This is a genomic window from Alteromonas sp. C1M14 (genome assembly GCF_018860965.1).
Classification (GTDB): Bacteria; Pseudomonadota; Gammaproteobacteria; order Enterobacterales; family Alteromonadaceae; genus Alteromonas.
Genome location: NZ_JAHKQF010000015.1, coordinates 603,175 through 628,917, shown reverse-complemented (window position 1 = coordinate 628,917; position 25,743 = coordinate 603,175). Strand labels below are relative to the sequence as shown.

Below are 25,743 nucleotides of genomic sequence, written 5' to 3'. Positions count from 1 at the left end.
GATTTATAATGATCCATTATCGTGAATAAACCCCACCATATGAGCAATAATAGCCCGCACGACCCTCTGATAAAGAAAACGTTACCTGCCAGCTTGAATGATTTTGTCGGTAATTGGCTTGTGACGCGTACCATTGTGCAAAATAACGGTGATAAATTTCAATTTGTTGGAAACGCTTGCTTTACGTGGTGCAAGTCCCAGCTGCACTATCAAGAGACGGGGCAGGTTACCGGCCCCAATGGCAACACGCTACTGGCTGAGCGGGCCTATATATGGCAACAATCGTCACGCAACAGGTTTGACGTATTGTTTGATGATGAACGCTATTTCCATACGTTTAGTGTGGGGCAACCCCACGGCGAACATCTTTGCGGTGACGATAACTATGTGGTCGATTATGGATTTCAGTCGTGGCCAACCTGGTCATCCACATGGGAGGTTAAAGGGCCAAGAAAAGACTACACAATGCACAGCATCTACCAACGGCGTTAATTTTTCTTTCGGCCTAATGGGGCCGTGGTTAGTTCAGTGAACTAACTTGCTTAGCCGAGTACCGCTGAGATATCCACAACGCGAGCCCTATTACCAAACCACCCAGTAAAAGACGGCCATAATGGGTGTCTTTTTGCCAAAGTAGCAAATTAACCACCAGTCCCGCAGGGATGAGCGCGTTATTCATAATAGCTAAGGTGCCGGCGGAGACTTTCAAGGCACCTAGATTCCAAAAATAATAACCAAGCCCAGATGCCACGATACCAAGCCACATCAGCACACCCCATTGGATATTGGTTTGCGGCAGTTGTTGGGGGTTGCCCAAAAGAAAGAACGCCGGTAGGGCAATGCTAAGAGCGCCAATGTAAAACCACGCGAAAATGTGACGGTAAGACAGGTTTGGGGGAAATGTGGATGCCAGTTTTCGATAGCCGACCTGACCTAACGCAAAGCAAAGGTTTGCGCCCTGTACAATGAAAAAGCCCACCCAAAAATTTTCACTGACACCTTGAAAGCGGATGATCGCGGCACCTGCGGTAGCGATTAGGGCGCAGAGAATATGCAGCGGGGTAAATCGTTTAAATAGGGCGTCGTTAAGTATGGCAACGTAAAGCGGGGTGAAGATAGTGAACAGCAATACTTCAGGTACGGTTAGATATAAAAATGAATGATAAAAGAAGATATACATCACCCCCAGCTGCATTGCACCCAATGCGCTCAGCACGAGCTTTTGTTGTGTGGTTAACAAGCGGGGTTTTAAGAAAGGCAAGAAGACGAAAGATGCCAATGAAACTCGGGTAAGAACAGAAAAATAACTGTCTACTTCACCGGCCAAATATTCACCAATTAACGAAAAAGAAAATGCCCATAATACGGTTATCGCGACTAAATAAAACACGTTCTACTCTTGTTAGCTACTGTTGATCAGGCGAAGTATTGCATAGGGTGCGAGGAAAGGGTACTGGGGACTATGCACCTTTTTACATTAACTGATCCTTCCTATACTTCTACACATATTTAACTTCTTTTATTTAACGAAGACACCGTTGTGAGTTGCTTTGGTTGTCTTTCAATCAATACCACAACCCAATGAGCAGAGCATGGCAGCACTTATTTTAGTTTTAGGCGATCAACTTACTCACACCTTACCTGCCATCAGCGATGCCAGAAAAACCGTGGATACCCTTTTACTGGCTGAAGTGCGTGAAGAAGCGACATATGTTAACCACCATAAAAAGAAAATCGCATTTTTATTCAGTGCTATGCGTCATTTCGCTGCAGAGCTCAAAGCGAATAATTACACCGTTTCTTACATCAAATATGATGATGAAAACAACCAAGGAAGCCTACTCGAACAAGTCAAGCTTGCCTGTGCTAAAGGCGACTTTAGCGAAGTAAGGGTGACCATGCCGGGTGAATATCGACTGTTAAAAAGTATGCAGCAATGGGAACACGTTTTAGGGTGTCCCGTCATTTTTTGCCAAGACAATCGGTTTCTTTCTACTCCCGATGAATTTAGTGCATGGGCGGAAGGGAGAAAACAGCTAAGAATGGAGTTTTTTTACCGTCAAATGCGCCGTAAACACCATGTACTTATGGACGGTGATAACCCGCAAGGGGGAAAGTGGAATTATGATGCCCAAAACCGGGAACCTATGCCAGCGACACAACAGGTACCCAAACATACAACATTTAAAACCGACAAAATAACCGACGAGGTGATACGCCTTGTTGATGACGTGTTTTCTGATCACTTTGGTCACCTAGACAACTTTTACTTTGCGGTGACTCGTGACGATGCATTGGGGGTGCTCGATATTTTTCTGCAAGAGCGTCTGCCTCACTTTGGTAAATTCCAAGATGCCATGGTAGAGGGGCAACCCTGGCTTTATCATTCCCATATTGCCTTTTACTTAAATTGTGGGTTACTGACGGCAAAAGAAGTGATCATGGCCGCGGAGCAAGCTTACTGCGCAGGGCAGGTGCCTCTTAATTCTGCAGAAGGCTTTATAAGACAAATTCTTGGTTGGCGAGAATATGTACGTGGCTATTACTGGCATTTTATGCCTGCCCTCAAACACGACAACTATTTCAACAATAGCCGAACCCTACCGGATTTCTACTGGCATGGACGCACCAATATGAATTGTATGCGACAGTGTATTAAAGAAACCAAAGACAACGCATATGCCCATCATATTCAGCGGTTAATGGTACTGGGCAACTTCAGTTTATTAACTGAATTAAGCCCTCAAGAGGTGCAAGATTGGTACTTGCTGGTGTATGCAGACGCCTATGAGTGGGTAGAGCTACCAAACGTGGCTGGTATGATCCTATATAGTGATGGCGGCAACTTAGCCAGTAAGCCTTATGTCGCCAGTGGCAGCTATATCAACAAGATGTCGAACTACTGTAAAAATTGCGGTTACCAGGTGTCTAAAAAAACAGGCCCTAAAGCTTGTCCTTTTAATTATCTGTATTGGCACTTTATAGACAAGCACAAAGAAAAACTCAGCAACAACCCACGTATGGCACTGATCTATAAAACCTACGGCCGCATGAAAAATGAAAATATCGATGCCATGAAACAGGATGCGGAGATATTTTTATCGAAATTGACACACAATGAAGAAGTCTGAACTGCCTGAAAAAATGTGTCCCGTTTGTCATCGCCCATTTAGTTGGCGAAAAAAATGGGAAAAGAACTGGAGCAACGTGAAGTATTGTTCTAAACGCTGCTCTCAAAATAAAGGAAAGGGGAAAGATTAACGACCCTTTATTATCTGTTCGTTTACGCAGTCTTCCCGAGTTCGAAGGTAAACTGACTGCCTATTCCGGGTTTGCTAGAGACATGAATAACGCTTTTATGTATTTCCAGTAACCGCTTTACGATGGATAAGCCTAGCCCTGCATTGGCAATGTTTGCTTGGGTATTAGAGGCCTGATATTTAGGTTCAAAGATGGCTTCGAGTTCGTTTTGATGAATACCGCGCCCGTTATCGATAATGCTCATGGCCACCTTATCTTGATAATCATTGATTTCGATTTTTACCATACCGCTCGCTTGGGTGTGACGAATGGCATTATCAATTAAGTTCACCAATACGCGCTCTAACTTGCTGATATCGGCATAGGCGATAATGCCATGTTCCGTATCGGCTACGACCCGAAGCTGGACTTGTTGTTGCTCGGCCTGAAAACGAAGGCGCTGCATCACATCGTAGGCGAGTTCCACCACGTTAACGGGTTCGGGAATAAACTGAATATCGCCACTTTCTAGCCGTGCTAACTCAAAGAGTTGATCTACCAGTTGGTTGATCTGCAAACTGTTTTGATACGCTAGATGCACAAGCTCTGGCTTACGTTTGTCTTCGGGGCTAATCAACCAAGTTTCTAAATAGCCGTTTAGGCCTGTCATTGGCGTTTTGAAATCATGGGAAATATGAGACAGCAGTTCTCTTCTCAGTTGTTCGGTATTTTTTATCTGATTGAGTTGTTTATTAATGTGCTGGGCTGCACAAATAAAGCTTGTTTCTAAGTCTTCAATTTCTTTGCTGTTTAGCCAAGTGTTAGGGGGAGCATTTAGGTGAGTAAAGTCATTTTTGACATAGTCGAGGCTACGCTGGCTAAGCTTTTTTAGTGGTTTAGTAATAATGGTAATTATCAACAACATGGCCATAAGACCGAATAAAATGGTTAACCCAAGGGTAAAAGCGCTGTCTTTTACTACTTTGCTACCTGCTAAAAGGGCGGTGGCAGAATCCCGTTTCTGGCCGCCGATAATAACGTATAAATACCCCTGTGCCTGAGCCGATTGGGCGTTGGTGATGGGGGTAACCGAAAATATTTTTTGTGCGCCTGGGGTTCTAGGATCATCGCCATAAACGGGAAAGTGCTTTCCGTTAAGATAATCATGGATAGGTTTTAGGTTAATGCTGTTTAATTTAACTACGCCCTCAGGGGCAGAGTAAGCGAGTACCTTTCCCTTGGTATCGAGTGCGTAAAATTCCCATTCTGGACCTAATAACATTTTGGTGTGAAAGGCCGACACCAAGCTGTCGGTGTCGATGACCCCACTTTCTAATTGAGGATTATCATGAACGATATGGGCCGCCAAATCCCTATGTAAAACTTGTTCAACTTCATCAGCAAACTTTTCACTGCTATGTAAATACCATTGAAATAAAACAAAGGCAGCAATAATGAATAAAGCGCTAATGGCGAGGGTGAGTTGGCTGGCGAGTGTTCGGAACATGGGTAATCTCGATTAATAGTGTCTTTTTAATAGGAAAACTTATAGCCAACGCCCCAAACGGTTTTTAACCAAAATGGGTTGGCAGGATCAGTCTCTAGCTTTGAACGAAGGCGATTAACCGTAGAATTGACGGTGTGGGCCGAGCCTTCACGACGACACCCCCAAATACTATGGAGTAATTCTTCTCGACTAAAAACCCGTTGGGGTTGCTGGGCTAAAAAATACAGCAACTCAAATTCTTTGGCGGTGCATTCCAACACCGTATCGCTAAGTTGTATTCGATAGAGATTTGGGTCAATGGTTAACTCACCAAAAGTTAACACTTCCTTACTTGCTGTCTCGAGTTGCTGCTTACCTTGATTACGCCTTAGGTGTGCTTTAACTCTGGCTTGTAATTCTAAAACGGAAAACGGCTTAGTTAAGTAATCATCAGCGCCATTTTCTAAGCCCTTTACCACATCTAATTCAGTGGTTTTGGCGGTGAGCATAATGATTGCGATATCCGGTTGTAGTTGTCGTAATCGTTTGCACAATTTAAGGCCGTCGGTGCCAGGAAGCGTGATATCTAAAATGGCGAGATCATAAGGATGGTTGAGCTGTTTGTAGGCTTCACTACCATCGTGAAAGACAGCAACTTGATAATCCATCATCGATAAATTGATGGAAATTATATTGGCAATATCCAGACTATCTTCAACTAATAAAATCTTATTGGTCATTGAAGTAACCACTCCTATCTATAAGGTATATAGATAAGAGCGGTTAAATGACTATTTTATTGCACGCGAGTGATAATTAATTGGGCTGTTGGATTATCAAACTTATGCTCAGGCAGTAAAATTGAACCGTCTAATTCATGTTCGGTTAATATACCGGCATGAACGGCAACCCGATCCACGTCGCCTTCACGACTTGCATTGAAGGCTTCACCGCCAACACCAGGCACAGCAATTTCATCATTTTTTTCCGTGCCAGCATCGTAGGCCATTAATGATTGCTTATAGCTTTCATCAAGTTCAAGACTACTGATATCTAAATCGGTTACACCGGTAAAACCATCGTTAGTAATACCTAGCATTACCGCCAGACTAATACTCATGGCGTCGGTGTCACTCAGTTCCAGTGTCAGTGTTTGGGATTCACCAGGCGCCAGGCCAGTTTCGCTTATCACACTGTGCTCAACGTCGGGTAGGGCTACTAGTTCGCTGCTGTCGCCGCTTTCAGCTAACATCTCTAAAGCAACACTTGCCGATTCACCGGCCTCCCATAACTTCACGCCTGCGGCATGTGTAATAACCGCCGGTGGTGAAATCATTTGCCCTTGCGTGATATTCGTCAGGGTCACTTCATAGACATAGGTTTGTGGTGTTTCGATTGGCTCAACCGTGTCGTCAGCACTAGCGTGGTCGTTGCCATCTAAATCACAGGCTGACAAGATAGCCGTCATTGCGATTAATCCGACAAGTTTAAATGTTTGAATTTTTTTCATGCCTAATCTTCCCTTAGTTAACGGTAATGACCAGCTTAGCCACAGGGTTTAACCATCTGTGTACTGTACTGTCTAAGTCAGAAAAACCGCCGTTTGCATCCGTATCGCCAATATTGCCTGGGTGAATATGAACAGTAGTATTGCCTTCGTTGAAGCTTGCCCCTGTACCTCCACTTCCTGCATTACCACTTGGATCGGCTGGAATACCCGCCACACCCACTTCGCCGCCACCATTGACGATTTCGTCATTCACTTCAGTTCCCGCATCATAGCCATTAAGCATAATGGTATAGGTACCGGCTTCGGTGGGGATGTGCCAGCTGTCTAAGCCCACAAAACCGTCATTTGTAGGTAATAACATAGCGGTGAGGGATAAGTATTCGTTGCTGCCTGTATCAATAGAACCCATGGACGTCACACCCGCTAATGTCGGGGCATCGGTAAGATCTAGGTTAACGCCACCGACAGCGGTGACATCGGATTTTAGTCCTGATGTGTCACCACCCTCTGCCATTTTTTGTAATGACAAGCTTGCGGCTTCACCAAGGGTAAATAAGGATGTGTCTTCACCGTGGGCAGCAACCAGTACTGGGGTAAAAGAAATTGAGTGGGTGAGGTTTACAAGGGTAATATCCAGATCCGCGGCGTTAACTTGAGCGGCTGATAATAAGGTAGAGATAATGGCCAATGATTTTGCTGTTTGTTTGAGTTTCATAACTGTCTCCTTGATTAAGTAAGCACAGTTTATGAAGTAAATATCCTAACAATAGGGGGGATTTATCACAAAAGTATCACAGGACTTTTTTCCCTTGTTTTTATCTCGCACACTGTATTCGTACCCGCTATGAAAATAGAGGTACTTAGCCACACCCCTTAACACGTCACTGGCATTGGCTCTGCTGGCGCAAGGTTCGCTAACAGAAAAGCTAGCCCTTGTCTTTGTTTGCAATTATTGCTCTTAGAATGATTTGTTGAAGGGTGATGCTATAACCTAGCGTTAAGACAATGAAGGTTTTAAAATAAAAATTGCCGCTACCTGTTAACAGGAAGAGGATAAATAGCGCGAATACTAATACGCCGTAGATAACACTACATACTTTTGTGTAATTCATCGTCAATAGCCTTTTGTAGTTGCGCTGACGTAATCGGATATTTGTTGTTAAATTGGGTTACCGATCAGCGTAATAGCCGATAAGCATCATGGCTCCCCCCCACAGCTGGCTGTCCAAACTTCGGTCGCGATCGAGTATTGATTGCTGATACTATTAAGACGATTTCTTTATGCGTAGAAAATCAGTCCTCCAAGTTTTTTTTCGCTTCTTCAATTCGTCAATCGTACTTTTTTTAGGATTATTTATGCCCGAATGTTCCCGTCTCTTCGCTCATTTTCTGATAGCTATGGGGACATCGCTTCTATTAACGGCGTGTCAGCATACGGCGGTTCATTCAACCGCCAACATTGACGCCGAGTTTAAAGTGATTGGCTATAGCAGTATTAAAAATCCAAACTATCGCCAGGCCCTAGATGTGCAATTGCCCTACGTTACCCACATTAATATTGCCTTTGCTAACCCAACCGATGATGCCAGTGGGGCGATACAAAGTGTCAATGGTGCCTTGATTGACGAAACCGTTGAGCGCGCCCATGCACTGAATAAACAGGTGTTTATCTCGTTTGGTGGCTGGCGGGGCGACGATAGCGGTTACGATTTGGTGTACGAACGTATTGCCGCTAATGACGAAGCTCGTAGTCGTTTCATTCACAACATCCTTGCTTTCGTGGCTCGTTACCAGCTTGATGGTGTTGATATGGACTGGGAATATCCACGCCTTGAAAGCGCCGATGATTACGAAGGCTTTATTGTTGAATTAAGCCAGGCTTTGCATGCAAAGGGCAAGCAGTTATCTGCCGCGGTCATTGGTACTAAGAATAAAGTCACCGACGATGGCGATGCGGCTGCCTACAGCGACAAAGCGCTTGCCGGTTTTGATTGGCTTAATATGATGACATACGATGATCGCCCCGATAATCACTCGCCCTATGATTTGGTGGAACGCGCCTTTGCTTATTGGGTGGGCGAGCGGCAAATTCCCGCCGAGAACGTGATGTTGGGATTGCCCGCTTATGCACGGCCAAGCTGGCGAAGTTTTGCTGATATTGTTAAACATGATCCAGCCAATGCTTGCGTGGATAATGTGCAATATCAAGGCAAGCAAGACTATTACAATGGCCTACCCATGATTGAAAGAAAAACCAACTTTGCCCGTCAGCACGGCCTTGGTGGCGTAATGGTTTGGGAGCTCCCCCTTGATAGTACCACCCCCGAATTATCAATTATGAAAACCATTTACGACAGTTTGCATGACGGTGATTTTGTGGATCTTTGCGCGATAGACTAGTTTCGCTTGTAGCACATCGCGAAGTGTTCTTAACTCCGGGGCACCATCTGGCTATGAGGGGACCTCGGAAGTTGTTAACGCATATTTTCGTATAAATCAGATGCTGTAAAGGCTAAGTTCATACCCATTAAAAGCGCGGTGTTTACAAGTGTAAGCGATGAAATAACCACTGTGTTTTAGTCAGAGGTTAGTGTTCATCAAACAAGGTTTTATTTCTGATGTATTTGCGCATGTAATGGTAGGTAATTGGCCGTAGTAGCCAGCTGCGTAAGGACCGAAAAAAACGCTCGTATGTGGGAGTGTTTTCGTAGATTTTATCATCGTGTAACCAAAGCATTTTCCCCACATGCCAAAAATAAAAGGGAAAGGGCGGCATAAAGGTGATGATGTCTAAATCGCAACAAATACGGTAAGTTTTACGGTGCAGCAAGTAGTTTTTGTACCAGGAACGACTGCCAACTGCAGGTTGACCAAAAGTGACGACCCGTTTAACCGCCTTAGGGTATTTTCTTTCAAAATAATCTGCCATCAATACGGCTACGGCGCCACCGGAGGAATGGCCAATGAAGGTAAAGCGTTTACCTTGTTGGCGTAGGGGGGCGATAACTTTTACTAATAACTCTCGTAATGGCAGTGCTTGTTCGACGTTTTTTGTGCTCGAATACATGGGTTGACTAAGTAGCCGACTAAACCCCCAATGAACATAAAAAGTCCTGTTTACCTGTTCAATTTTGGCAGGAAGAAAGACTAAGTTTGCCAACCAGTCTCTAACGCCTAGAGAGCCTCTGAAAACCACGATGACTTCTTTTTTCTTGTCCGTCCACAGTAATCTCACGCTCAAACGCCCATACTTATCCACCAATTGGCGTTCATAGAAGGGGTCTAGTATTTGGTGGTAGTGCTCTGCAGCATCAGGGTAGGCAAGTTGGCAAAGAATGGCATATCGCTCGTACTGATAGCGTTTTAGCTTTTTCATGGATAACTAGATTAACCCGCTTGGCTGTCTGTTGGCAGTGAACGCAATCGTCATCGTTTATGGCGCAATGCTAGCGTGTTTATATTGCATTGGTATGACGGTGGGCATCATTATCCATGTGTGAAGACAGAAGACATGCCTTACCTTGTATAACCTCACTGCCAGCCTATCACTTTACTGCGAACACGCTGCGGTGCACTAGGGGGATGCTGTTACTCGCGGCTAGGCCGACAATCGACTATTTTCATCAACTCCCATCGCGCTACCTGTGCTAAACCGTGGCAGTGGAAAGGCATTTTCACACTGTGCAGGTTTAAAGGGCTGATGGAGGTGCCTATCTTTAAGGGGATTGATTTGCGCGCTCCCTTCGTTGGTTAAAAAGGCTATTCCTGCCTGTCGGCCCAATTTGTAATCGGTTCGCAGCTGATCATCACTGCTGCCTAGTAGCTTACTTTGTAACTTGTCTGCAGCGAAAATCTGCACGATTTCCACCCCTTCTGGTGGGTTGTCAATAAAGGCGAGTTCTTTTTGGTACGCCTGTTCGTGCTGTAGTAGATAATCGATGGTTTTTGGACAGTGACCGGTAGAGCACATAACAGCACTGATTTTTTGTAACCAAGGGGATTGTGCTTGAAAGCCCTTATCGACGGTGCGAATGACCACGATTTTTGTGGCGCCACGTCGGTAAGCTTCTGTCACCGGTAACGGGGCCGCTAAACCGCCGTCTAAATAAAAGTCTGTATTGGCAGCCTGTTGTGCCGCCACCTTTGTAGTTAATTTTACCCCTTGCTTATACAGCAATGGCAGGGCGCTAGAGGCTTTGATGAGATCGACCCAGTTGTGTTTACTTTGCATGGGGTTTAAATAATAGGCCTTTCTATCACGGGCGTTAGTGGCAGTGAAAAGTATTTCTCTGTCACTGACATTTTGTTTGGCTACCTCGAGATCAAGCAGACGGTTGGCCTCTTGGGTTTTGTCAAAATACCAATCCAGATCAACAATGTGTTTACCCACTAAGCCCCGACCCATTTGAAAAAAACGTTTGTGCCGGGTTAAACCCCGAATAAGGCGCTTCGCATAACCTTTTTGTCGCGCCACATAGCTGGTTAAATTTTGCGAACCCGCAGAAGTGCCAATGAGTAAATCGAATGGATCGTAGTGTTGCTCAAGCCAAAAATCTAATACACCGGCGGTAAATATGCCTCGTTGTCCGCCACCTTCGGCTACCAGCGCCACTTTTCCGTTTTGCGTGCTGGGTAACTTAGCGCGAATAGATGTTTCAGCCTTGGACTGCTCAGACAACATGAAAAACCTCTTTTAACCACTTAATTATTGACTACATGGTCAAATTGTAACGAGATCACGTGGGACGGGAAAATTGAAAGAGTTAATTGCTCTGATAGGAAAATACTCAGGAACGCAATAGCTTTCAACTTCCTTCCGAGATGGGGATGCTTTTCAGTAGTACGAGTGTCTCTGCTGCCTTGTCTCATCGGTACAGCGATGTCATCGCATTGGCAGAAACCGGCGTTAAACTGGATACCACTTCAACCTTATCACCCTTTACACAGCGGGTTATCTTTTTTCTATTGAGTCAATGTCCGCTTTTCGAACCGGACAGTCATAAGTGTCCGCAGCGGACACATTCTTTAAATTCATTCTAATAAAATGCAATTAAATCAACATGATAAACTTGGCATGATAATGGTATTGCTCCAGATGTATAGCTTATTTGTCCTAGTTCTAACTTTCGGCTAACTCATTTTTTTCGCGTCACTCAAAGAGGAGTAAATACCCAAATGATGTTCCTTAGTTATATCACCCTTCCTTTGTTAGTACTCGTTTTCGGCGTGCTAGTAGCCAACCTGGAAACAACAGTAAGCAGAGTAACAGGATGATCCAAGATACGCGCAACCAAGATATAGCGGTGTCACCTAAAACCGCGAAAAAGAGAGGCATTTTGTTAACTACTGGCGCAGTTATTCTTGCGCTAATCGGGTATCTGTCATTGGCCGCGCCTTCTACTGAACTATCCGTGGAAAGAAGTGCTTTAAAGGTAAATACGGTTTCAAAAGGCAATCTCGTACGGGACATCATTACCACGGGAAAAATTATCGCGGCGAATGCCCCTCAAGTGTACAGTCCACAGCAAGGGTATGTGTTGCTAAAAGTGATGCCTGGTGATTTCATCAACGCAGGGGATACCATTGTTATCGTGGACTCGCCAGAACTGCAAAGTACTTTGAAACAAGAGCAGCTGGTATTAGCCAGTTTGCAAAGCGATCACGCCAGAGAAAAATTGGATGTAAGACGCCAAACCCTGTTACTAAACAAGCAAGCAGACTTAGCGAAGGTGGATCTCGATGCGGCCATTCGTGAAGACAAGCGGGCTACACTATCCATTGCAAGTCACCTCATTAGCCAAATTGACTTTGAGAAAGCACAAGACGACCTTGTAAGAGCAAAAGTCATTCACAAACATGCCATGGGCGAGATAGCACTTGCTACAGATACCTTAGCTTTTGAGCTAAAAACCAGTGCAGAAAAAGTGGCCAGGCAAGAACTGATTGTTCAAGAATTAGAACGACAATTGGCCAACTTAAGCATAAAAGCCAGTGTGTCTGGGATCGTGGGAAATGTACTTATTCAGCCCAATGCATTGGTGAAAAAGAATGAGCTATTAATGACGTTAGTGGACTTATCCGCCTATGAAGCACAACTAAGTGTGGCAGAAAGCTATGCTAGCGATCTAGGGGTTGGAATGGACGTTGAGTTAACCATGGGCGGGCAAACGGTACTGGGAAAACTTGTGTCTATCTCTCCAGAGGTAGTCAATCGCCAAGTTATCGCTCGTGTACGCTTTCCTGAAAACAGCATGCAGTCTATTCGCCAAAACCAACAAGTGTCAGCGCGTATCTTATTGGAAAGTAAAACAAATGTCCTAAAGGTGGCGCGGGGCAGTTTTTTACAATCGGGAGGGGATACCGCTTACCTTGTTCGTGGAAATAGGGCCGAAAAAGTCGCTATTCAAATTGGTGCTACTAGCATGCGCGAAGTAGAGATATTGGATGGGCTTCAAGAAGGCGACCAAATTGTGACATCAACTTACGACAAATTCAAACAAGCGCCTTCGGTGCTACTACGATAAGAAAAGGAATGACATGATGCTGAAAATGCATGACATAAATAAAGTCTATCAAACGGACAGTGTTCAAACATACGCATTGAGAGACTTTTCGTTAGAAGTAAACGAAGGTGAATTTATTGCTGTTACCGGGCCTTCCGGCTCTGGCAAAACCACGTTTTTAAATATGGCAGGGTTACTCGAAACTTTTACATCCGGCCAATATACACTGGATGGTATTGATGTCGGTGAGCTGTCTGATAACCAACGTGCTGACCTACGTAATCAGAAAATTGGTTTTATATTTCAAGGCTTTAACCTGATTCCTGATTTGAATATTTTTGAAAATGTCGAAGTGCCTCTGCGCTACCGTGGTGTATCGTCAAAAGAACGTAAACGTAGCGTTGAAGCCTGTCTTGAACAGGTGGGGTTGGCAAGCCGTGCTAAGCATCTGCCGCAGCAACTCTCTGGAGGTCAGCAACAAAGGGTCGCGATAGCGCGTGCGCTGGTGGGAAAACCTCGTTTTTTATTAGCTGACGAGCCAACGGGTAATTTAGACAGCTTAATGGCAAGACAAGTGATGGAATTACTCGAGGAAATCAATCGCAATGGCTCCACCATCGTGATGGTAACCCATGATCCTGATTTGGCGCGTCGTGTTCCGCGCAATATACAGGTTGTGGATGGCCAACTAGCCGATCTTACTTTATATCAAGGTCAACCAGAAATTGATTCGTCGTGCGTGGTGGAACGTCCAAGTGAGGTAGGGCTATAACATGTTACTTCACTATATCGATTTAAGTTGGCGAAGTATAAAAAATACGCCTGTGATTAGCTTTCTAATGGTGTTCGCCATCGCAATTGGAATCGGCATTACGATGACGAGCTTGTCTGTGTATCACATGATGTCAATGGATCCGATTCCTCACAAAAGTAGCCAAATTTACTATCCACAATTACAAGTTATGGACGAGGGAAACGACTGGTATTCAGAAGATAATCTGCCTTATCAACTTACCTACCAAGATGCCATGAACCTATATAACGCGGATACGGGTGTATTAAGTAGCCCTAGCTTTAGAAGCGGGTTCTCGGTTCATCTCAACTCGCCGGATATCAAGCCGCGTATGGAACCTGCTCGCTTTGTTACAAATGCGTTCTTCGAGATTTTTGATCGCCCTTTCATATTTGGCGCTCCTTGGACACGAGATGATCAAGAAAACAAACCTTACGTGGTGGTTATTTCAAAAGAAATTAATGAGCGTTTCTTCGGTGGTGAAAATTCAGTGGGTAAAGAAATTTATTTAGACAATAAGGGCTATCGTATTGTGGGCGTCACTGAAGACTGGGAGCAACCCGTCAAATACTACGATCTAAACAACGGCGCTTTTGTTTCACCGGAACAGCTGTACATTCCTTTTACTATTGCACCCCTAGAAGAAACTGGTACGTGGGGAAATATGAATAGTTGGAAGCAAGAGCCAATGCGTAATTATCAAGACTTACTGATCTCCGAGAAAGTTTGGATTCAGTTTTGGGTACAACTCGATACTGACATGGCTAAAGAGGCCTACGGCCGATTTTTAATGGCTTATATGGAAGATCAGAAAGCACGGGGGCGCTTTTCGCGGAAGAAACTGGAATATGGCTTACGCAATGTCAATGAGTGGATGGTGTATAACAAGGTGGTATCAGAAGACAACCGAATTTTAGTTGCACTTAGTTTTATGTTTTTGATGGTATGTGTGGCAAATATTTTGGGCTTGTTACTGGCTAAATTCTTAAAACGCGCCCCAGAGGTTGGTGTCAGGCGCGCGCTGGGCGCCAGCAAGCGGAACATTTTTTTACAGCATATTGTGGAAGTGTCGGTAATTGGATTGGCTGGCGGACTCTTGGGTATTTTTGTTGCCCAAATAGGGTTATGGGGCGTTCGTGCGACTAATCCTAATTACGATGCACTGGCTACCATGGATTGGTTAATGCTACTTGCAGCGCCGATTATTTCCCTATTGGCCAGCTTTATCGCCAGTTTGTACCCTGCGTGGCTAGTGTGTAAAACACAGCCCGCCATCTATCTTAAAAGCCAATAGGAGCACATTATATGCTTGATATTAAACCTATACTTAGCGCATTACGTCGCTCAAAAGTTGGGGCTATACTCTTATTGCTTCAGGTTGCATTAACTACGGCCATTGTCAGTAATGCGATTTTTATGATTAGTCAGAACCTCTCTTATCTGCGTGAAGATACAGGCTATCCTCAGCAAGAAATTTTTAGCTTTGTAGTGATGACTTTTGGTAAAGACATCGACTTGGATCAGCAAGCCGAACTCGATGAAACCATGATAAGAAACATACCGGGTGTAGTTAATTCCACATTGTCACAAGCCATTCCTTTATCTGGCGGCGGATCTTCTGCCTCAGTAAGACTTAAACCTCTTCCGGAAACGTCAAAAGAAGGTCATCTAGCCTATTTTTACGGTGATGAAAATGCCCTTGAGACCTTCGGCGTTAAGCTCATTGAAGGAAGAAATTTCAGACCAGAGGAAGTCATATTCAGCAATAATTTTCAGGATAACGGCCCAACTACCATTATTGTGTCTAAGGCACTCGCACAAAGCATGTTTGATAAGGGGGCGGCACTGGGTGAGTTTATTTATGTTGAGGGCAGAGCACTAGAAATAATTGGCATAGTTGATGTCATGGAAAGTGCATGGCCAAGAGCGGATGACAGCGGTACAACCGGTATCATCCCATTTATTCATGCGCAAAATTATCAGCACTTTCTAGTAAGAACAGAGGCAAGTGAACGTGCCAACGTGATGAATATCATTGAAGAAAAAATGCTTCAGGCTTATAACAAGCGGGTAATTATTAATGTTGAGGGACTTGATGAAAGTAAGGATGCCTATGATTCATCTGACGTATTAATGATGCGAATGCTCATTGTATTGGTTGTTGTATTGATATTGGTGACCGCACTTGGCATTTTGGGTCTGACTCAATTTAATATCAGTAAACGAACTAAGCAAATTGGTACCCGTCGTGCCCTTGGCGCAAGAAAATCGGCTATTGTGCGCTATTTCCTAGTAGAAAATGCTCTCGTATGTGCGGTAGGCTTGGTCATCGGTAGTTTTGGCGCTGTATTTCTAGGTAAAGCACTTATGCAGGCTTACTCTATTGATGCGTTAACACTCAATTATGTAATTTTTACCGCTTTTTTCATCTTTGTCATGAGCCTGTTAGCGGTGGTGGTACCGGCTAGGCGCGCGGCAAGTATTTCACCTAGTATAGCCACGCGCAGTATTTAATAAATCAGGCTGTTTGCTCATTCGGGGAAACAACTTATAACGGTTTATGTCACGCGCCTTAAAAAATAATCATTAACACTTAACGGATAAGCATTTCAATGATGAAGATTTTAATAGTAGATGACAATGTTGCCGTATTAGAAGCTTTGTCGCTACTACTGGAGATCCACGGATATCAAATTGTGACTGCGACCAGCCCTAAAGAAGCGCTGCAAATTGTTAATTATCAGTCGATTTCCCTTGTTATCCAAGATATGAATTTTAGCGCCGATACGACCTCAGGGGATGAGGGGCGTGATTTGTTCTCCGCATTTCGCGCGCTTAACCCTTTATTACCCATTGTTTTAATTACCGCTTGGACTGAACTTGAGCAAGCAGTGGAACTGGTTAAGGCCGGTGCTGCTGATTATATCCCTAAACCGTGGGATGACGACAAGCTCATTACAACTATTAATAATTTGATTGCATTAGGCAAGGCCAATGTGCAAAACAAAGTGCTGCAGCAACAATATGGGATCTTTGATAACGCCAAGCAGGCCGCCCAAAGTGTGGGGTTGGTATATGAAAATGGGGCTATGCAGCGTGTTGTTGATATGGCACTACAAGTAGCGAAGTCTGACGTACCTGTGTTTATCAGCGGACCTAACGGCAGTGGCAAAGAGATAATCGCAGCACTTATTCAAAGTCAGTCGCCTTTAAATCAGGCTCCCTTTGTCAAAGTAAATGCAGGGGCATTGCCACAAGAATTAATTGAAGCAGAATTATTTGGTGCAGAAGTTGGTGCTTTTACCAGTGCCACTAAAAGTCGTATTGGACGATTTGAAGCGGCTAACGGCGGCACCCTCTTCTTAGATGAAATTGGCAACTTGCCTTTGTCTGGTCAGGTAAAGTTACTTCGAGTATTACAAACCGGTGAGTTCGAAAAACTGGGTTCAGTAAAAACCCAACATACTACTGTTCGCATTATATCAGCAACCAACGCGAACTTGAGTGACGCTATCGCGAAAGGTGAATTTCGCGAAGATTTATTCTACAGATTAAATGTCATTGAAATAAATGTACCGCCGTTATCTCAGCGTGGAGATGACGCCTTGTTACTCGCTAAGCATTTCTTGCCGAACCGAGAATTAAGCTTAAGAGCACGGCAAGCCATTACTCAACATGCATGGCCTGGCAATGTCAGGGAGCTCGAAAATGCGTGCAAAAGGGTCAGTATTTTACACCCCCATGGCGTGCTTAGCGCCGAAGCCTTCGGTTTGGGCGTTGAGGCTAATTATGCTCTCAATCTACGGGAAGTATTTCTGTAGAGCCTAACCAAGCTGAAATAGAAGCGGCTTTGCTCAACTATAACGGGGTTATTGCTAGGGTAGCGAAACATTTCGGGCTTTCTCGGCAAGCCTTATATCGTCGATTAGATAAATACGCAATTAATTATAAATCGTGAAAAGTACCCGTTATAAGCTTATTGTCGCAGCCATGGCGGCTACCGCTATCGGCATAACTCCTTTGTTATACACTGTGTCGTTTGCTATTCATATTAAGGTGCTTATTGTCATAGGATCTATAGGCATTAGCGGTTTTTGCTTTTATTTTCTTACTGCAAATATCAACAAAGAAATCCAAGCGCTACGGGTGGGGTTACTGAACTTTAAAGATGGTGAGTATTCTTCGACTTTAGTTTGTACCTCAGATAGTGAATTCAGCGAACTATTCGCCTTATTTAATGCCACTGCGGATACATTGCGCATAGAAAAACAGTGGATTCACCAGCGTGAACTGATGTTGGATAAGGTGCTTCAAAGCACACCCGATGTATTGCTGTTAGTAAATGCAGACAACCGAATAGTCTTCAGTAATGTTCAAGCAAGACGCTTTTTCAATGTGCAACAACGCCTGGAAATGAGCTTGCTTGATGGGCTGCTGAAGGAAAAGCCAAGGGCGCTTAGCGATATGATGATGGAGAATAAAGAAGGGCTATTTACGTTACCGTTAGAAGAGAAAGGAATTGAAACTTGGCACCTGGCCAAGGGCATGTTTTTGCTGAACAACCATCCACACAAACTGTTTATTTTGAAACAGATGACACGGGAGTTGAATCGACAAGAAGTGTCGGTATGGAAAAAGGTTATTCGGGTGATAAGCCATGAGTTAAATAATTCGTTAGGGCCTATATCGAGTTTACTTCATAGTGGAAAAATCGTGGGCAAACAAAATGGCGATCCACGATTAGTACGTGTATTTCACACCATGGAAGAACGCATTGACCATTTAAACCAGTTTGTTCAAGGTTATGGCAAGTTTGCCAAGTTACCTTCGCCTGTTTTCGACTCCATACACTGGAATGATATTTTAGCTCAGCTTTCACAGCAATACAGCTTCAAGCTTACTTTGCAAGAACCTGTAGCCCTTCAAGCTGACGCTGTACAATTAGAACAATTGCTTATTAATCTATTGAAAAATGCACATGAAGCGGGTGGCCCGCCCGAAGAAGTAGAGTTAGTCATTCAACAAAATACCGCACAGGTCATCATTGAGGTGTTAGATAGGGGGAAAGGTATGTCTGAAAGTGTCATGGCGAACGCACTGGTGCCGTTTTACTCTACAAAGGCTAACGGAAGCGGTCTTGGCTTGGCATTGTGCCGAGAAATCATCGATGCGCACCGGGGTCATTTGGTCATACAAAACAGAAAAGAAAAAGGCCTTTGCGTACGAGTGGTGTTTGAATAAGGGCGTTTTTCCTATCTAGCTTTGGTCTGATGGTTAAGAATGCACAATGTTCCATCAAGGAATTTATCGACTATGCCCTTGGGATCTAAGCATTCAGGAATTTAGCAATTTCAATCAGGATGTCATGGGATAGATAATGCATGATGATAAGCACCTGAGCGAGAAGGATGACGATGAAGGCTAAACGACTAAGTATCTATGATGAGCGGATAGGGCGTACATGCGAATACATACATCAACACCTCAATGATCCATTAACACTAGAGATGTTGAGCGATGTGGCGGCATTCTCCCAATACCATTTCCATCGAGTTTTTACGGCGTATACAGGTATGACTGTTACGAAATTCGTTCAGCTGGCAAAGTTGAAACGCGCTTCCTACCGATTGGCGTTTGAAGGCGACAAACGTGTTATTGAGATTGCATTGGAAGCCGGGTTTGAAAGCCCGGAAGCATTTTCTCGCACATTTAAAAGAACCTTTGAACAATCCCCGTCACAGTTCAGGGCTGAGCCACAATGGCATGTGCGGTCTCATTCTCATATTAAGCCTTATAGAGATATACCAATTAACATAAAAATCGTTAATTTTGAGGCAACAAAGGTAGCCTTGCTAGAACACTTGGGCGCACCCAATACCGTGCTGGAAACGGCGAGTAAGTTTATCGCATGGAGAAAAGAAATGGGATTGTCACCGGTGACAACCAGCAGAACATTTGGCATTCCCTATAGCGATCCCAACACCACGGAACCAGAACAATTCCGGTGGGATGTGTGTGGAACAATTGAAAGTGATGTACCTGACAACCCTTATGGGGTTAAAAACGGCATGATCCCTGGTGGGCGATGTGCTGTTATGCGTCATAAAGGAAGCCATGATGGTTTGGACGAAAGTATTTATGCTTTTTATCGTGAATGGCTACCCAAAAGCGGAGAAGAAATTCGTGATTACCCCTGTTTCTTTCACTATCTGAATTTTATTCATGAAGTTGATGAGTGTGACCTACTCACCGATATTTATTTTCCAGTAAAATAGATCTGTTCGCGGCGATATTTTTATATTGGGCCAATGAGCTTATATTAGGGGGTTGGTGTGAGCGGGTTTGCAATCTCGTCGAGATCTTTTAGACAAGAAGCAGCAAAGAGGGCTTTCTCTTTGCTGCTTACATAGAACCACAAGGTATATGAATGCCTAGTCAATCACTTTAAAGCTAATGGAACTAGGGTATTGTTCGCTATGATAAACCTTATGGAGTGCCTTAACATAATCGTCTTCTGTGGCGTTAAATATGTTGTCGACATATTTTTGCGGGTTCATATCCATGAACGGAAACATACTGCTTTGTACTTGAACTTGTAACCGGTGGCCTCGCTTGATGGTGTGTAACACATCGTACAATTCAAACTTCACCAAGGTAGGTTTATTAGGTTCAAAAGGTTCGGGGGTGCTCATGCTGTTTCTGTAGCGCCCGCGAATAATTCCCCAACGAACCAGCTCATGACGGTTACCGGTTTCTTTGTCCACTTTATTGGTTGTTTCGTCTACCCCAGGAAATACATCTACTAGCTTTACCACAAAGTCAGCGGCACTTTGGTCTGTGGAGACCCAAAGGTTAACGTCGATGGTGCCGGCAATGGTTTGATCTTCTGTTGCTACCTCACCATTAAACACCAAAACATCTGTACGCCTTGCGGTATATCGCTGATCTTCAGCCATATAAGGGCGGTCCCAACCGCGACTGACTTTATCTGAATGAGGCACAGGTTTGTTTGGATCGCTGATATACTCGCTTGCCCCGCCTTTCGATTCTTTGCTCTGTGAAAGGGTTTCATCGGCACCCATATACAACACAACGTCTTTGCCTTGTTTAGGGGGCCAGGTATCAAATTCACGCCAGCGATTCGCGCCGGTTTCAAACATAGTGGCGGTGGCTAAATCCTCGCCCTTTTCGCCTTTAAGGTTATGTTTGAAAAAGGGTAGCAATACGTGTTCTTGGAACCATGCACTGGTGTTAAACCCAAACTGGGCTTCGCCCATTTTACTGCCATCTTTGGCATTCCACTGACCGTGATACCAAGGTCCCATTACCAGGTGAATATTGTCCTTTTTATTCTTTTTGGACATGGTTTGATAGGTGGCTAATGGGCCATAAAGATCTTCGGTGTCATACCAACCACCTACCACTAAGGTGGCCGGTTTAACATTGGTTAAATGGGGTAACACATTACGAGCCTGCCAGTATTCATCATAGTTTGGATGTTCAGTTAACTCGTTCCAAAAGGGTCTTTCACCGTTAAAGTAATTTTTATTAACGTTACTGAGTGGGCCTAGCTTTCGGAAAAACTCATAACCGTCAGGGGTGGTGGACTTCATGCCCTCGGGCCAATAGGCGAACTGTCCTTCCCGTTGTTTATCAAAGGTATCAAAGAATATAAACGCCATAGGGGTAGAAAAGGCGCCGTTACGATGAAAATCATCATAAAACCAATTGGCGATGGGGGCTTGAGGTGAAATGGCTTTAAGGGCTTTGTGGCTATTGATGGCTGCGACCGAAGTATAATAGCCAGGATAGGAGGTGCCCCACATACCTACTTTACCGTTGTTATTGGGCACATTTTTCACTAACCAATCGATGGTATCGTAGGTGTCTGTGGCATCATCAACGGCGTTGCCGCCTTTTTCTCCGGCGTCTTGTGGGCGCATATTGACATACTCGCCTTGTGACATAAATTTGCCGCGAACATCTTGGAAGACAAAAATAAAGCCTTCTTTTTCGAAAATTTCACTGGGCCCAAGTTTGCGTTTATATTTATCTGCGCCATAGGGAGCAACGCGATAAGGGGTGCGTTGCATCATAATGGGGTACTGGGTTGACTTGTCGTAAGGTACGTACACCGAAGTAAATAACTTTACGCCATCACGCATGGGAATTTGATATTCATATTTGGCGTAATGTGAACGAATATATTCGGCTCTTCTATCGTCTTCGTTTGTCCCTGCTGCATGGGCAAATGCCGATAACATCAGGCTGTAACAGACTACAATGAACCCTAAGAGGGTTTTCTTATTCATTTAATTTTCCTTTCATGATCTGAGACGCAAACACACGGCTATGGTCTCAATACAACGGTAGTTTGGGCAGATTATCAAGCCGAGTTAAATTAACTCGCTTATTAAGACTGCCATTGTAACATTATAACAAAATTCAATTTCAAAATGACAAACAGTAACCGTCGTCACCAAGAGTGACGTATAAATAGGGGCTAGCTAAACCTAGAGAATTTATCTTTGAGCCCCAACTTTTAGGCGTAAATACGGGGTTTGTTTGTGTTGTCTTAAAAAAAGAAAGACAGCAGTCACACTGAAGTAAGCCGCTGGCGGCTGTTTACTTCAGTGATTAGCATCTTAGTTATTGAGTGTTTTTCCAATCAACGTGCTGATTAATATATTGCAAATAGTCGTTTATCACTTTTGCAAATGCTTCTGAGAATTGGGTTTGATTTTGCTGGGAATTTCGGACCCCAAAGAAATTGGATTCGATTTGCATACCGAATACGTTTGGATAGTCCGAAGAGGTATAGCGTCGGGTGTTATACCCGCCAGTAAAATAGCGCTGGTCAGCTAATGGGTAAGGGTCTTGTTGACTAGGAACAGAAGGAAATCCTGCCTCTGCCATCAAGGTACCGAAGGCATATTCACCGGTTAATAGTGTTTTAAGTGATAAATCGTTACTGTGTTGGAGTATATTTTCAACCGAAGTCTTTTCGACGGTTTGTGGCGTCACTGTCGCTTCGTAGTTGGCTTTCAGAGCGGGTGATCTAAGTGAATAGCCTAGTTCTAAACGTCTTACTTTATGACTTTGCCCGTGTAAATCTATGTACATCGCGTAGCCAAATTGACTTATCGCATCATCAAGGGCTGCCTCGATATCTTGATGGTATTGGTGCCACGTGTACGCCATCTTCTGGTTGCCACAGGTAGCCGTCTCTAAGTCTCGGTTTAAATCAATTTTGGCTCGGGAAATTTTAGCGATGACTAAATAGGGTTTTTGACCATACGTTTCGAAGGCTTTTTCAATTTCAAGGGCGAGGTGGTCGGTATTGTCATCGCGCTCTTGTGTTCCGCACTCTCTGTCGGCAATGTTGTCGGGTTTAATCATGCCACCATGAGGTGCACTGATCACCAGGGGCATATTTCCCTTAACCACGTGTAACCAGCTCTTATCAAACACGTCAGAGTGAGATTGTGTATCGTCGCTTTGCAATGAGGTGTGATGGGTGGAACAACCTGTTTGCACCAGTGCCCCTGCCATAAGTAGGGCAGCCAATGTGGCTTTGCTTAAAGGCGAACGTCGTATCGACGCGAATGAGACTTCCGTTAACATTGAATTTATTTCCTGAAAATAGATAGCAGATGGTTGCTGTTGAGTATTTACGTGTGTTTTTAAATCGCATATTTTTCTATTCATTATGATGACAGAGAGAATGTAAAAAGCGATTTGATTCATCGACGATTTTTGTCGTGTTGTAGGTTAAAACACAACCTCATTGTCTATTTAAGTGAAATGATTCTTTGAGTTTTTTCAGGTACCGACGACTCACTGGAATTTTTTCTCCGCTATGGGTGAATATTGTCCCAAGGCCATTTTCAAGTAATTTGATCTCTGAAATAGCGCTCATGCGCACCAGATATTGACGATGGCAGCGGACCAATGATGTTTTTTGTTCTAAGGTTTTGAGGGTTAATTGGGTGTCTGCTTGTTGCTGTGCGGTTTTGATATGTACACCGGCTAAATCGCTAAACGCCACCTCGATATCTGCTTCAGGAATAATTAACACCCGTTGATGTCCCGAGCATGGAATATGGGTTAATGTCGCAGGTGTTATTGTTTCTAACGGGGCTTGTGGTTGTGAACGTTTTTGCAGCCGAGCAATGGTTTTGTTAAGGCGAGCGGGTTCAACGGGTTTGAGGATATAATCGAAGGCGTTGTCTTCAAATGCTTGTATGGCGTATTGTTCAAATGCTGTAACGAGCACCACGTATGGCATGGTGTCTACATCAAGCATGGCTAGCAACTCGAGCCCAGATATTTGCGGCATTTCGATGTCGAGAAAAATGACATCGGGTTTATGTTGCTGAATCATATCCAGCCCTTCGATGGCATTGGCAGCTTGCCCCAGTACCTTAATGGCCGAGGTTTCAGCGAGCAGTTCGCACAGTTCCTCACAAGCTAAAGGTTCATCATCAATAACAATGGCGCTGAGCATAACTTAACCTCTACTTCAGTCTACGAAGTGATTATGAAGATGCATAGGAATAGAAAATGACATCCGCGTGAATTGGTTTTTATGGCATTCAACCACTAACCCGGCTTTAGGGCCAAACTGGTGGAGCAAACGCTTATCAACAATATCCATTCCTAACCCTGAATGCTTCTTTGTAGGGTGTTGATATAAACCTGCATCGTCTTCAACAATAATGCGAAGTTTATCGCCAGTGCAGCTGGCTTTGATACATAGCTTGCCCCCATCCAGTTGCTGTGCAATACCATGTTTAATCGCATTTTCCACTAAGGGTTGCAAGGTAAAGCTGGGCAACAGTACGGATTCTGCTGATGCATCACATTTTATCTTAATGGTTAACCGTTCGGCAAAACGGGCTTTCTCTATGGATAAGTAAGCGTTAACGTGTTGAAGTTCTTCTTTGAATGTGACTAGCGCCATATTTTGCTTTAAATTAATGCGAAAAAACTGGGATAAGTTGAGGATCAGCGCACGGGCTTTATCGGGATCCCGGCGAATAATCGCACTTATCGTGTTAAGCGCATTAAATAGAAAGTGAGGGTTTACTTGCGCTTGAAGTAATTTAATCTCTGATTGCGCTAAGAGATCTTGTTGCTGCTGATAGGCACCATAAACAATTTGGCTGGATAGTAATTGAGCGATCCCTTCTGCCATGGACATTGTCACGGTGGAAAGAAATTTTCTTTTCGGTTCATAAAGCTTGATGGTTCCCACCACTTCTGAACCTGAATGCAGGGGAATAATGACCACCGAACCCAGTGGACAGTGTTTATCTAACGAGCATTGATAGGGCTCATGGGCACCATCAAGATGGACAATTTTATTATTGTGGATTGATTCTAACGTACTGCCTGAAGATATGGGGGTATTGGGTAAATGGTGATCGTCCCCCATGCCAATGAAGGCAAGAATTTTCTCTCTGTCGGTAATGGCAACGGCGGCGACGTTGGTTTCCTCATATACAATGCGGGCAACTTTTTCCGCGTTTTCATGATTAAATCCCGAATAAAGAAGGCCCACTGATCGATCGGCAATGGATAGGGCGCGTTTAGAAAAGGTCGCTGAATATTTTTCGAATATGGTTTTTTTATCCGAAAGAATACTAATAAATAATGCTGCGCCAATGGTATTCGCGATGACCATAGGTGCGGCAATTTCGCCGACGAGTGCGTAGGCTTTTTCGAATGGGGTGGCAAGGGTGAGCAAGATCGCCATTTGTGACAACTCGGCAATGAAAGTAACAATACCCACATAAAACGGATTAAACAGCGATAAATGCTGATTTTTTCGCACAAAATAAATGTGCATTAGACCACCAATAACACCTTCGACCGTGGTGGAAACCGCACAGGCTAAATCCGTAAACCCTCCTAAAGAATAACGATGAAGGCCGCCGGTTAAGCCCACCGCAAACCCCACCACAGGCCCGCCTAAAACGCCGCCAATTACCGCGCCTATCGCCCTCGTATTGGCGATTGCATCATCGATTTGAAGACCAAAATAAGTACCAAGAATACAAAAAGAAGAAAATACAAAGTAAACAAGATAGCGATGCTTTCGGTGGGATGGGTTACTTAAAATCGGAAGGAATAGCGGAGTCTTGCTTAGCAAATAGGCTAATACAAGATAAACACACATTTGTTGTAGTAAAGAAAGTATCAGTTCCAT

Annotated in this window: 21 protein-coding genes and 1 pseudogene; 11 read left to right on the top strand and 11 right to left on the bottom strand. The window is 44.1% G+C overall.

The window, feature by feature from the left end; genetic code table 11:
• Positions 1–21: 21 nt before the first annotated feature.
• Entirely contained in the window at positions 22–492 is a 471-nt protein-coding gene (locus KO501_RS15100) for a DUF6314 family protein (protein WP_354667839.1), read from the top strand.
• A 28-nt stretch (positions 493–520) separates the two neighbouring features.
• Here the strand turns inward: KO501_RS15100 and KO501_RS15095 are convergent, their stop codons facing one another.
• The gene (locus KO501_RS15095; RefSeq protein WP_216030491.1) at positions 521–1,390 is read right to left on the bottom strand and encodes an EamA family transporter; all 870 of its coding nucleotides are present in this window, start codon (positions 1,388–1,390) and stop codon (positions 521–523) included.
• A gap of 202 nt (positions 1,391–1,592) precedes the next feature.
• On the opposite strand from KO501_RS15095, the gene KO501_RS15090 reads away from it, so the two are divergent.
• Both KO501_RS15090 and KO501_RS15085 read left to right on the top strand, forming a co-directional pair.
• On the top strand, positions 1,593–3,131 hold the full coding sequence (locus tag KO501_RS15090; RefSeq protein ID WP_216030490.1) for a cryptochrome/photolyase family protein: 1,539 nt from the start codon (positions 1,593–1,595) through the stop codon (positions 3,129–3,131).
• Entirely contained in the window at positions 3,118–3,261 is a 144-nt protein-coding gene (locus KO501_RS15085; RefSeq protein WP_216030489.1) for a DUF2256 domain-containing protein, read from the top strand. The genes KO501_RS15090 and KO501_RS15085 overlap by 14 nt, the downstream gene beginning before the upstream one ends.
• A gap of 22 nt (positions 3,262–3,283) precedes the next feature.
• On the opposite strand, the gene KO501_RS15080 is transcribed toward KO501_RS15085, so the two are convergent.
• The 4 genes from KO501_RS15080 to KO501_RS15065 are packed head-to-tail and all read right to left on the bottom strand — an operon-like array spanning position 3,284 to position 6,951.
• Positions 3,284–4,747, bottom strand: a complete 1,464-nt coding sequence (locus KO501_RS15080; protein ID WP_216030488.1) for a HAMP domain-containing sensor histidine kinase — start codon at positions 4,745–4,747, stop codon at positions 3,284–3,286.
• A 26-nt stretch (positions 4,748–4,773) separates the two neighbouring features.
• Positions 4,774–5,466, bottom strand: a complete 693-nt coding sequence (locus tag KO501_RS15075) for a response regulator transcription factor (RefSeq protein ID WP_216030487.1) — start codon at positions 5,464–5,466, stop codon at positions 4,774–4,776.
• Positions 5,467–5,522: 56 nt separating this feature from the next.
• Positions 5,523–6,236, bottom strand: coding sequence for a spondin domain-containing protein (locus KO501_RS15070; protein WP_216030486.1), 714 nt, complete (start codon positions 6,234–6,236; stop codon positions 5,523–5,525).
• Positions 6,237–6,249: 13 nt separating this feature from the next.
• Positions 6,250–6,951, bottom strand: coding sequence for a spondin domain-containing protein (locus KO501_RS15065; RefSeq protein WP_216030485.1), 702 nt, complete (start codon positions 6,949–6,951; stop codon positions 6,250–6,252).
• Positions 6,952–7,592: 641 nt separating this feature from the next.
• Between KO501_RS15065 and KO501_RS15060 the strand changes: the two genes are divergently transcribed.
• Positions 7,593–8,636: a glycosyl hydrolase family 18 protein gene (locus KO501_RS15060; RefSeq protein ID WP_216030484.1), complete on the top strand. Its 1,044-nt coding sequence runs from the start codon at positions 7,593–7,595 to the stop codon at positions 8,634–8,636.
• Between the two features lie 187 nt (positions 8,637–8,823).
• Here the strand turns inward: KO501_RS15060 and KO501_RS15055 are convergent, their stop codons facing one another.
• On the bottom strand, positions 8,824–9,612 hold the full coding sequence (locus KO501_RS15055; RefSeq protein WP_216030483.1) for a lipase: 789 nt from the start codon (positions 9,610–9,612) through the stop codon (positions 8,824–8,826).
• 222 nt (positions 9,613–9,834) lie between these two features.
• Positions 9,835–10,917 carry a patatin family protein gene (locus tag KO501_RS15050; RefSeq protein ID WP_216030482.1) on the bottom strand — a complete coding sequence of 361 codons (1,083 nt, stop codon included), beginning with the start codon at positions 10,915–10,917 and terminating at the stop codon, positions 9,835–9,837.
• A 589-nt stretch (positions 10,918–11,506) separates the two neighbouring features.
• On the opposite strand from KO501_RS15050, the gene KO501_RS15045 reads away from it, so the two are divergent.
• The 7 genes and pseudogenes from KO501_RS15045 (at position 11,507) to KO501_RS15015 (ending at position 19,807) form a co-directional block, all read left to right on the top strand.
• Positions 11,507–12,760 (top strand): HlyD family efflux transporter periplasmic adaptor subunit, encoded by a 1,254-nt coding sequence (locus KO501_RS15045; protein ID WP_216030481.1) that lies wholly within the window; start codon positions 11,507–11,509, stop codon positions 12,758–12,760.
• A 16-nt stretch (positions 12,761–12,776) separates the two neighbouring features.
• A complete protein-coding gene (locus KO501_RS15040; protein ID WP_216030646.1) occupies positions 12,777–13,511 on the top strand; it encodes an ABC transporter ATP-binding protein in 735 nt (244 codons plus the stop codon).
• Position 13,512: 1 nt separating this feature from the next.
• Positions 13,513–14,826, top strand: a complete 1,314-nt coding sequence (locus tag KO501_RS15035) for an ABC transporter permease (protein WP_216030480.1) — start codon at positions 13,513–13,515, stop codon at positions 14,824–14,826.
• Positions 14,827–14,837: 11 nt separating this feature from the next.
• Positions 14,838–16,046 (top strand): FtsX-like permease family protein, encoded by a 1,209-nt coding sequence (locus tag KO501_RS15030; RefSeq protein WP_216030479.1) that lies wholly within the window; start codon positions 14,838–14,840, stop codon positions 16,044–16,046.
• Positions 16,047–16,144: 98 nt separating this feature from the next.
• A pseudogene (locus KO501_RS15025) lies at positions 16,145–17,490 on the top strand (sigma-54 dependent transcriptional regulator).
• Entirely contained in the window at positions 17,487–18,773 is a 1,287-nt protein-coding gene (locus KO501_RS15020; protein WP_354667838.1) for an ATP-binding protein, read from the top strand. Before KO501_RS15025 ends, KO501_RS15020 begins: the two are co-directional and overlap by 4 nt.
• Before the next feature lie 173 nt (positions 18,774–18,946).
• Positions 18,947–19,807: an AraC family transcriptional regulator gene (locus tag KO501_RS15015; protein WP_216030478.1), complete on the top strand. Its 861-nt coding sequence runs from the start codon at positions 18,947–18,949 to the stop codon at positions 19,805–19,807.
• Positions 19,808–19,963: 156 nt separating this feature from the next.
• Here KO501_RS15015 and KO501_RS15010 read toward each other — a convergent pair whose 3' ends face one another.
• The 4 genes from KO501_RS15010 to KO501_RS14995 all read right to left on the bottom strand — a co-directional run bounded on the left by KO501_RS15010 (position 19,964) and on the right by KO501_RS14995 (position 25,743).
• A complete protein-coding gene (locus KO501_RS15010) occupies positions 19,964–21,844 on the bottom strand; it encodes a CocE/NonD family hydrolase (RefSeq protein ID WP_216030477.1) in 1,881 nt (626 codons plus the stop codon).
• A 337-nt stretch (positions 21,845–22,181) separates the two neighbouring features.
• Entirely contained in the window at positions 22,182–23,156 is a 975-nt protein-coding gene (locus KO501_RS15005; protein ID WP_216030476.1) for an N-formylglutamate amidohydrolase, read from the bottom strand.
• Positions 23,157–23,316: 160 nt separating this feature from the next.
• Positions 23,317–24,039 carry a two-component system response regulator BtsR gene (gene btsR / locus KO501_RS15000; RefSeq protein WP_216030475.1) on the bottom strand — a complete coding sequence of 241 codons (723 nt, stop codon included), beginning with the start codon at positions 24,037–24,039 and terminating at the stop codon, positions 23,317–23,319.
• A 15-nt stretch (positions 24,040–24,054) separates the two neighbouring features.
• Entirely contained in the window at positions 24,055–25,743 is a 1,689-nt protein-coding gene (locus KO501_RS14995) for a sensor histidine kinase (RefSeq protein ID WP_216030474.1), read from the bottom strand.

Excerpts from the sequence above, each read along its gene's own strand:
- KO501_RS15090 (WP_216030490.1), top strand. The coding sequence starts at position 1,593 with ATGGCAGCACTTATTTTAGTTTTAGGCGATCAACTTACTCACACCTTA.
- KO501_RS15085 (WP_216030489.1), top strand. The coding sequence starts at position 3,118 with ATGAAGAAGTCTGAACTGCCTGAAAAAATGTGTCCCGTTTGTCATCGC.
- KO501_RS15080 (WP_216030488.1), bottom strand. The coding sequence starts at position 4,747 with ATGTTCCGAACACTCGCCAGCCAACTCACCCTCGCCATTAGCGCTTTA.
- KO501_RS15075 (WP_216030487.1), bottom strand. The coding sequence starts at position 5,466 with ATGACCAATAAGATTTTATTAGTTGAAGATAGTCTGGATATTGCCAAT.
- KO501_RS15070 (WP_216030486.1), bottom strand. The coding sequence starts at position 6,236 with ATGAAAAAAATTCAAACATTTAAACTTGTCGGATTAATCGCAATGACG.
- KO501_RS15065 (WP_216030485.1), bottom strand. The coding sequence starts at position 6,951 with ATGAAACTCAAACAAACAGCAAAATCATTGGCCATTATCTCTACCTTA.
- KO501_RS15060 (WP_216030484.1), top strand. The coding sequence starts at position 7,593 with ATGCCCGAATGTTCCCGTCTCTTCGCTCATTTTCTGATAGCTATGGGG.
- KO501_RS15055 (WP_216030483.1), bottom strand. The coding sequence starts at position 9,612 with ATGAAAAAGCTAAAACGCTATCAGTACGAGCGATATGCCATTCTTTGC.
- KO501_RS15050 (WP_216030482.1), bottom strand. The coding sequence starts at position 10,917 with ATGTTGTCTGAGCAGTCCAAGGCTGAAACATCTATTCGCGCTAAGTTA.
- KO501_RS15045 (WP_216030481.1), top strand. The coding sequence starts at position 11,507 with ATGATCCAAGATACGCGCAACCAAGATATAGCGGTGTCACCTAAAACC.
- KO501_RS15040 (WP_216030646.1), top strand. The coding sequence starts at position 12,777 with ATGCTGAAAATGCATGACATAAATAAAGTCTATCAAACGGACAGTGTT.
- KO501_RS15035 (WP_216030480.1), top strand. The coding sequence starts at position 13,513 with ATGTTACTTCACTATATCGATTTAAGTTGGCGAAGTATAAAAAATACG.
- KO501_RS15030 (WP_216030479.1), top strand. The coding sequence starts at position 14,838 with ATGCTTGATATTAAACCTATACTTAGCGCATTACGTCGCTCAAAAGTT.
- KO501_RS15015 (WP_216030478.1), top strand. The coding sequence starts at position 18,947 with ATGAAGGCTAAACGACTAAGTATCTATGATGAGCGGATAGGGCGTACA.
- KO501_RS15010 (WP_216030477.1), bottom strand. The coding sequence starts at position 21,844 with ATGAATAAGAAAACCCTCTTAGGGTTCATTGTAGTCTGTTACAGCCTG.
- KO501_RS15005 (WP_216030476.1), bottom strand. The coding sequence starts at position 23,156 with ATGTTAACGGAAGTCTCATTCGCGTCGATACGACGTTCGCCTTTAAGC.
- btsR (WP_216030475.1), bottom strand. The coding sequence starts at position 24,039 with ATGCTCAGCGCCATTGTTATTGATGATGAACCTTTAGCTTGTGAGGAA.
- KO501_RS14995 (WP_216030474.1), bottom strand. The coding sequence starts at position 25,743 with ATGGAACTGATACTTTCTTTACTACAACAAATGTGTGTTTATCTTGTA.